Origin of the sequence: Gallintestinimicrobium propionicum (assembly GCF_025567525.1) — a bacterium.
GTDB lineage: Bacteria > Bacillota > Clostridia > Lachnospirales > Lachnospiraceae > Gallintestinimicrobium > Gallintestinimicrobium propionicum.
Genome location: NZ_JAOQJY010000016.1, coordinates 68,617 through 75,778, shown reverse-complemented (window position 1 = coordinate 75,778; position 7,162 = coordinate 68,617). Strand labels below are relative to the sequence as shown.

The 7,162-nt window shown below is 48.1% G+C and carries 9 protein-coding genes and 1 riboswitch; of the genes, 7 read left to right on the top strand and 2 right to left on the bottom strand.

What is annotated here, in order from left to right; all coding sequences use genetic code 11:
• Positions 1-99: 99 nt before the first annotated feature.
• Complete coding sequence (locus OCV62_RS12340) at positions 100-1,728, bottom strand: Na+/H+ antiporter NhaC family protein (RefSeq protein ID WP_262587040.1); 1,629 nt, start codon at positions 1,726-1,728, stop codon at positions 100-102.
• A gap of 89 nt (positions 1,729-1,817) precedes the next feature.
• Positions 1,818-1,989, bottom strand: a riboswitch (Lysine riboswitch).
• Between the two features lie 192 nt (positions 1,990-2,181).
• Here OCV62_RS12340 and OCV62_RS12335 point away from each other — a divergent pair.
• The 6 genes from OCV62_RS12335 to OCV62_RS12310 all read left to right on the top strand — a co-directional run bounded on the left by OCV62_RS12335 (position 2,182) and on the right by OCV62_RS12310 (position 5,195).
• Positions 2,182-2,625, top strand: coding sequence for a flavodoxin family protein (locus tag OCV62_RS12335; protein WP_021915019.1), 444 nt, complete (start codon positions 2,182-2,184; stop codon positions 2,623-2,625).
• Positions 2,626-2,725: 100 nt separating this feature from the next.
• The gene (locus OCV62_RS12330; protein WP_021915020.1) at positions 2,726-3,259 is read left to right on the top strand and encodes an LOG family protein; all 534 of its coding nucleotides are present in this window, start codon (positions 2,726-2,728) and stop codon (positions 3,257-3,259) included.
• 176 nt (positions 3,260-3,435) lie between these two features.
• A complete protein-coding gene (locus tag OCV62_RS12325; RefSeq protein ID WP_416822293.1) occupies positions 3,436-3,795 on the top strand; it encodes a DUF1622 domain-containing protein in 360 nt (119 codons plus the stop codon).
• Complete coding sequence (locus OCV62_RS12320; RefSeq protein ID WP_262587038.1) at positions 3,792-3,968, top strand: hypothetical protein; 177 nt, start codon at positions 3,792-3,794, stop codon at positions 3,966-3,968. The genes OCV62_RS12325 and OCV62_RS12320 overlap by 4 nt, the downstream gene beginning before the upstream one ends.
• The gene (locus OCV62_RS12315) at positions 3,904-4,128 is read left to right on the top strand and encodes a response regulator (protein WP_262587037.1); all 225 of its coding nucleotides are present in this window, start codon (positions 3,904-3,906) and stop codon (positions 4,126-4,128) included. The genes OCV62_RS12320 and OCV62_RS12315 overlap by 65 nt, the downstream gene beginning before the upstream one ends.
• 119 nt (positions 4,129-4,247) lie before the next feature.
• Positions 4,248-5,195, top strand: a complete 948-nt coding sequence (locus OCV62_RS12310) for an MraY family glycosyltransferase (protein ID WP_262587036.1) — start codon at positions 4,248-4,250, stop codon at positions 5,193-5,195.
• 71 nt (positions 5,196-5,266) lie between these two features.
• On the opposite strand, the gene OCV62_RS12305 is transcribed toward OCV62_RS12310, so the two are convergent.
• A complete protein-coding gene (locus OCV62_RS12305; protein ID WP_262587035.1) occupies positions 5,267-6,115 on the bottom strand; it encodes a DegV family protein in 849 nt (282 codons plus the stop codon).
• Positions 6,116-6,485: 370 nt separating this feature from the next.
• On the opposite strand from OCV62_RS12305, the gene OCV62_RS12300 reads away from it, so the two are divergent.
• Complete coding sequence (locus OCV62_RS12300; protein WP_262587056.1) at positions 6,486-6,713, top strand: HPr family phosphocarrier protein; 228 nt, start codon at positions 6,486-6,488, stop codon at positions 6,711-6,713.
• Positions 6,714-7,162 lie beyond the last annotated feature (449 nt).

Here is a 7,162-nt window from a genome sequence, read left to right as displayed (position 1 = left end):
AATGGTTTCCACCGGCAGCACGCCAGTTTTTTGATGCGAACAACTTTCGCGCCCGCACAGCGGCGGATCCAAAATCCTCCGCTGCATACTTTTCTTAACTTACGCGGTTTGCTTATTTCCCGCGATCTGCTTGATCACATACAGCGTTGCAACCATCAGTGCAAAGCCGATCACGAGCATAATCAAGACATTGCGGACGAATCCGGCGATCAGGTAGGTGACGAAGGAAACAGCTGCAACGGTGATGACGTAGGGCAGCTGCGTGGTGACATGGGTGACATGCTCACACTGTGCACCGGCGGAAGCCATGATTGTCGTATCGGAGATGGGGGAGCAGTGGTCGCCGCAGACAGCGCCGGCCATGCAGGCGGAGATGGAGATAATCATCAGCTGCGGGTCGGTGTTTTGGAACACTGCAACAACGATCGGGATCAGGATACCAAAGGTTCCCCAGCTGGTTCCGGTGGCAAAGGCGAGGAACGCACCGATCAGGAAGATGATGGCAGGCAGGAGCGCCATCAGGTTTCCAGCTGCCTGACTGATGGTACCGGCAACAAAATCCGCAGCGCCGAGGCTGTCGGTCATGGCCTTTAAGGTCCAGGCAAAGGTCAGGATCAGGATTGCGGGAACCATTGCCTTGAAACCGTAAGGCAGACAGTCGCAGCATTCCCTAAAGCTCATAATCCGGCGCAGGCAGTAGTAAAGAATCGTGAGCAGCAGGGCAAAAATACTGCCGAGGGCAAGTCCAACGGAAGCATCGCTGCCAGCGAATGCGGAAACGAAATCGACGCCGGAGAAGAAGCCGCCGGAATACAGCATACCGAGGACACAGCAGATGATCAGCACGAGAACCGGTAGAATGAGGTCGAGCACACGGCCATTGGGGTTCTCAAAGGTCCGCTGGGTGTCTTTTTCTTCCTTGCTGTCGGAGAACAGATCGCCCTTTAAAGCATTTGTCTCATATTTTGCCATCGGGCCGTAATCAAAGTTCCATACGGTAATCAGAATCATCATGGCGATGGTGAACAGTGCATAATAGTTATAAGGAATTGCGCGGACAAAGATGGAGAAACCGTCTTCGCCTTCTACAAAGCCGCTGACTGCAGCGGCCCAGGAAGAAATCGGCGCGATGATGCAGATCGGTGCTGCGGTTGCGTCGATCAGGTAAGACAGCTTTGCGCGGGATACCTTATGGCTGTCTGTGACGGGGCGCATAACGCTGCCGACAGTCAGGCAGTTGAAATAGTCATCAATAAAAATTAAAATGCCGAGGGCAATGGCAGAAAGCTGTGCACCGACTCTTGTTTTGATTTTTTTCTGGGCCCAGCGGCCGAACGCAGCGGAGCCGCCGGCACGGTTCATCAGGCTGACCATTGTGCCGAGGATAACCAAAAAGATCAGGATGCCGACGTTATAGCTGTCGGACAGCACACTGATAAATCCGTCTTCGAGAACATGCATGGTCGTTCCTTCAAAGGAAAAACCGGAGTATAACAAACCTCCCATTACAATTCCTAAAAATAAGGAACTATAAACTTCTTTTGTGATCAGCGCAAGACCAATCGCGATGATGGGAGGCAGCAGCGCCCATGCGGTTGCATAAACGGACGGAGTGTAAGCTTCTTCCCCTGCTTCTGCTGCGAAAACAGACAGCGGGCTGAATGCAGCTGCGGTCAGAATGAGCAGAAGAGTTTGCCAGAGCCTTGCAGGCAGTTTGAATGGTTTCATAATCTTTCTCCTTTACAAAAATTTACAAAAAAAAACGTAGATGCGGCGCTAATCTTGCCACATCTACGGTCTTTTTCCTCTTTCTGGCAATATCAGATAGCGCTCCACATAATTGTGACAGTCTGCAGCATATTCTGATGCAGCCCAGGGAAACATCCCGGACGGATAAATCCCTTCGGCGGAATTCCCTTTCTTATGCAGGCAGCTGTCCTGAGCGTTCTCCTGCACGGTACTGATGAAGTCCGCGCCTCTATCGTGTTTTGTTACGGCAGATTGTACGATAATTTGTCGAAGAAAAGCATACAATCTGCTTATACGGGCATTCTAACACTCTATATTGGAAATAGCAAGATGTTTTCCAGTAAAGATGTTGACAAAATCGTCCGTTGATTTCCGGTCTGTCGGGAAGTATAATAAAAAACAGAGCGTAAGCAAAAAGGCAGGAGACAGATCATGAAAACAGCAATTGTGTACGCATCCACTCATCATGGGAATACGAAGAAGCTGTTGGACGCAATCGCGGCGGCATATGAGGTGGATCTGATTGACGCGGTAAAGATTCCGGAAAAGGATTTGAACCGATACGACAGGATCGGATTTGCATCCGGTATTTACTATTCGAAATTTCATCAGGCGGTATTGAATTTTGCGGCAGTCAATATGCCCCAGAATAAGCAGACCTTTTTTATCAGCACCTACGGAGGCAAAGCGGATTATACTTCGATCGAAAAAGCGCTGACAGCCAAAAACAGCGTCCTTCTGGGAAAATATGGCTGTAAGGGCTACGATACGTTCGGGCCGTTTAAACTGATGGGCGGTCTTGCAAAGGGACACCCGGATGAGGCGGATATTGCCGGTGCAGTGGCATTTTATAAAGAGATTACAGAAGAAAAATAGTGCCGGCATGACGGGATGCACGGAGCGATTGAAAACAGGCAGTGCTGTCAGATTATGACGGAATACGCAGCCGGGCAGCGCGGCAGAAATGGAGACAGATATGAATATTGCAGTATATTGCGGCTCAGCGTCAGGCAACCGCCCTTCCTTTACGGAAGGTGCAAAAGCACTCGGCAGCTGGATCGCCCAAAACGGGCATACCCTTGTTTACGGCGGCTCCCGCACGGGACTGATGGGCGCGACGGCGGACGCGGTTTTGGCAGGCGGCGGCAAGGTCATCGGCGTGATTCCTGATGTGAAGCTGATTCAGGAACGACGTCATCCGGGGCTGACAGAGTGCATCGAGACAAAGGATATGGCGGAGCGCAAGCAGAAAATGATCGAGCTTGCGGACGCTTATGTGGCGTTGCCGGGAGGACCGGGAACGCTGGATGAGATCTCCGAGGTCATCTGCCTGGCGCGGCTTGGAATCGAAAACAAGGCGTGCGTGCTGTTTGATACCGACGGCTATTATCAGGCATTGAAGAAGATTTTTGAGGAGATGGTGGAAGTCGGATTTTCGGAAAAAGAAGACTTCAAGCGGGTTCTGGTATCCGCAGATCTGGACGAAATCGAACGCTTTATCGAACAATAGAACAACGTGCCAAAAGAGATACTGCAGCGTAGACGGAGACGGGCGGGGTTCCATCTACGCTGCAGTTTTTTCTTGTGAAAACAGGTAGATCGGGTTATCATGGAACTATCACAAAAGGAGAGACGCAATATCGCAATAGCGATTGCAGAACGGAGGACGTTATGTGGGACAGTATGATAGAAATGATGGAGCTTGTGATGCAGCACATTGTAGAGATTGCGATTCTATGTTTTGAATTTATCGGAGTCATTGTCATTATTATTTCCGGGGCAAAAGGGTTCTGGAATTACGTGCGCAGAGAGCCGGAAATGAAAATTACGCTGGCGCAGGGGCTGGCGGTCGGGCTGGAATTTAAGCTCTGCAGTGAAATTTTAAAGACGGTTATTGTTCGGGAATGGAAAGAAATCCTGACAGTTGCCGGTATTATCGGCCTGCGCGCCGCATTGACCTTCCTGATTCACTGGGAGATTAAGGAAGGAGTCAAGGAAGAGCATGGAAAGAAAAAAGAAAACAGTTCTGGAAAGGAATGCGGATGATCACCAGCTTCAACATCGTAGAATTTTTTGAACTGTATCTGCGTCCGTTTCTGGAACAGGAGAGCAGGCTGACAAAGGAACTGGCGGCGGATGAGGCGATTGCGGTGTATGACGATCCGGTTGTGCGCAGCATGGACGGCTACGAGGCAGCCGGACGGATTCGTCCAGTATGAAAAGAAGCTGAAACGAAAGCACCTGCCGATCATCGCGCTGACGGCGAACGTGTTTGCGGAGGACAGCGAGCGGGCGCTGCACGCCGGAATGGACGCCCACATGGGCAAGCCCGTGGAGGTGCCGCAGCTTCTGGCGACGATGATGCACTGGATCGGATAACGTGTAGTAGGAAGCACTGGAATAAAGATTGAAATCCTGATGGGATCGCCGTATACTATCGGAGTAGGGCTTCCGACGAGGGCGGATGCCTGCAAATAAGTCGATGGGAGATAGAAGTTATGTATTCGATTCTGGAACATTATCTGAGCACGAATCATATCCTGATGATCGGAATGATCGTGACGTTTATTCTGACCTTTTTTTTACTGGAGCATCCGTTTTCCTTTTTGCCCAGTGATCAGGGGCGGGCGTTTGCCGTAAATGGAAGCCTGTCGAAAGGAAAGCTGCGCGGGGTTGGTTTCATTTTTGTGCTGTGCTTTTTAATCAGCAGCGTGTTATTTCTTCCGATTGACGTCGAGTATGTGATCTATGCGATTTTGCTGTTTGCAATGATGATCAGCGGATATCTGGATGACGCTTCGAAGACACCCTGGAATGAATACAAGAAAGGGCTGATCGACCTCGTCATTTCTGTCGTAGCGGTTTTAACTTATATGAATTTTAACTCCACGACGATCTGTTTCGGCGCGGATGAAATCGTGATTCCGAAAGCACTGTTTCTGATTCTCGGCGTGATTCTGATCTGGGTTTCGGTCAACGTGACGAACTGTACGGACGGCGTGGATGGTCTGTGCGCGAGTCTTTGCAGTGTGACACTTCTGGCGTTTGGCGTGCTGTTTGCGCCCGTTCTGCAGAAATACGCGATGGCGAACTTTTTGTTCCTTTCGGTTTTGTTTGCTTATCTGTACTTTAACAGCTCACCCAGCAGCATGCTGATGGGTGATGCAGGTTCCAGGGCCCTTGGATTTTATATCGCGGTTATCGCGCTGAAATCCACGCATCCGTTTATCTATATTCTGCTGGCTGCAGTAATGATCGTGGACGGTGGAATCGGGCTTGTGAAGATAGCGCTTAAGCGCTTTTTGAAGATTTCCATTCTGAAAAAGACGAGAACACCGCTGCATGATCATGTGCGTAAGAATCTTGGCTGGTCGGATACGCAGGTTGTTGTGCGCTTCCTGATTCTTCAGACAGTGCTGGCGGCAGTTGCGTATTGCCTGATCTGATTTCTGACAGGAAAATGCCTGTCCTCTTTGGCAGGAGGTATGTAAACTCAGCTGACAAAAAGGACGGCAGATCAGGATTCGATGAATAAAACGCCGAGGGTTCCGGGACCGCAGTGGCTGGAAATTACGCCGCCTGCCCGGGTTTCGAGGATTTCACGGAAGATTCCGAGACCTTCGAGATAGGAGCGGACCGCATTTATAATGGTTGGCTCACAGCCGGAATGTGTGATAAACACGCGATCCGGACGCGCATGCTTTAAAGCAGGCTCCATATCTTTCACATAGGAAAGGATAACGGAATCCATTTTGCCCCGGTATTTTTTTGTCGGTTTCATGGCACCGTGCTCTACGATGATCTGGGGGTGGAGCTTTAAAAGACCTCCTGCCATGGCGGCGATGGCGCTGCAGCGTCCTCCGCGATGCAGGTAAGTGAGTGTGTCAACGACAAAGCTGGCACGGACATACGGTTTTAAACTTTCTACAGCGACAGAGATTTCTGCCGCTGTTTTGTTGTTTTGTGCCAGAAGAGCGGCTTCTATGACCAGAAGACCAATGCCGGTGGATAGATTTGCAGAGTCGATCACCGTGATCAGATCCTGTGCGTTCAGTTCTTCTGCCGCAAGCTGCATAACATTGCCGGAAGAGGACATACTGTTAGAGATCGAGAAACAGACGATATTGCGTCCTTCCTTCACATAAGGGCGAAATAGCTCAATTGTTTCAGAAAGAGCGGGTGCGGAGGTTTTGGGTGTCGTTTTATTAGCATCTGACCAGGAATAGATTTGATCCGGAGTAATATTTATTCCGTCTTTATATTCCTTCTCTCCAAGCAGGATATGAAGCGGCAGAATGTCGATATCATATTTTGAAAGCAGATCCGGGGTGAGGTCACAGGTACTGTCGGAAATTATTTTTACCATAGTTTCAAGTCCTTTCTGAGAACCGTTTTGGTCTGTAGTTAGTGTAGCACAAGGGAAAAAAAGAAAAAAGGGAAAAGAGAAAAAGAATATTTGACAAAATTTTTGCAGAAATAAGGACAAATTGCGAAAAGAAATATGAGAACGATTTCATAAAAGATTCACATTTTGAATCAGGATAGAGAAAAAGAGACAAAAGACAGGAAAAAACAGGACAAAAACCTTTCTTTTTTCACAAAAATGGTTCAAAACAGAAGGAAAACGGACGTGTTGACAAATTGCCAAAACTGCATAAAATAAAACCAACAACAGCGAAAGCTGCTGAAGAAAAAAATTTGGAAACTGTTCGAAAGGAGATATCGGCATGAATAACATGAACAAAATGAAAATCCGTTTGAATGCGACGGCTGATGTCCAGGAGTTCGTAAGGGCAGCAGAAAAATGCGACTTTGATATAGATATTCAGTATGATTCCACCATTGTGGATGCAAAATCCATTCTTGGAATTTTCAGTCTTGGTCTTGCCAAGATTTTTACCGTAAACTGCCATGGTGAAAACGCTGAATTCGTAGATGCGATTCAGAAATTCGCAGTGGCGTAAAAATTGCTTATCCCCCTCTTTTTTATACCCCCCCTTTTTTAACCAGCTGCCATCCCCCAATGGCAGCTGGTTTTTTTCACGTGTAATGAGCCAAAGCCCAAGCTTGCTCGAGACGTTGGCGAATACCGCGAAACCCGGTGAATCCAGCAAAGGATCCTGGCATCGAAAAATAAATTATTACAAAGTTTTGAGAAAATAGAAAAAGTTTTTGTGCAAAAGAATGTGGGAACGATCCCTCACGGAAAAAAGTGTTCACAATTCATGGATATATTTTATAAAATCGGATAAAAAGAAGCGAAAACAGATTAAAAAAGTGACAAAAACCCTTGATTTTATGCGGGTTTGGGGCATGTTGACAAATCTCAGAAAAAAGATAAAATGGAATCATCGAAAGGCGAGAGCGAAAAAAGCCAATCGATAAAGCTTAATGTTATATTAAGCGTACCCCC

Bases quoted from the DNA above. Each gene is read 5' to 3' on its own strand.
- OCV62_RS12335 (WP_021915019.1), top strand. From the start codon at position 2,182: ATGAAAACAGCAATTGTGTACGCATCCACTCATCATGGGAATACGAAG.
- OCV62_RS12300 (WP_262587056.1), top strand. From the start codon at position 6,486: ATGAACAAAATGAAAATCCGTTTGAATGCGACGGCTGATGTCCAGGAG.
- OCV62_RS12315 (WP_262587037.1), top strand. From the start codon at position 3,904: ATGACGATCCGGTTGTGCGCAGCATGGACGGCTACGAGGCAGCCGGAC.
- OCV62_RS12320 (WP_262587038.1), top strand. From the start codon at position 3,792: ATGATCACCAGCTTCAACATCGTAGAATTTTTTGAACTGTATCTGCGT.
- OCV62_RS12340 (WP_262587040.1), bottom strand. From the start codon at position 1,728: ATGAAACCATTCAAACTGCCTGCAAGGCTCTGGCAAACTCTTCTGCTC.
- OCV62_RS12330 (WP_021915020.1), top strand. From the start codon at position 2,726: ATGAATATTGCAGTATATTGCGGCTCAGCGTCAGGCAACCGCCCTTCC.
- OCV62_RS12305 (WP_262587035.1), bottom strand. From the start codon at position 6,115: ATGGTAAAAATAATTTCCGACAGTACCTGTGACCTCACCCCGGATCTG.
- OCV62_RS12310 (WP_262587036.1), top strand. From the start codon at position 4,248: ATGTATTCGATTCTGGAACATTATCTGAGCACGAATCATATCCTGATG.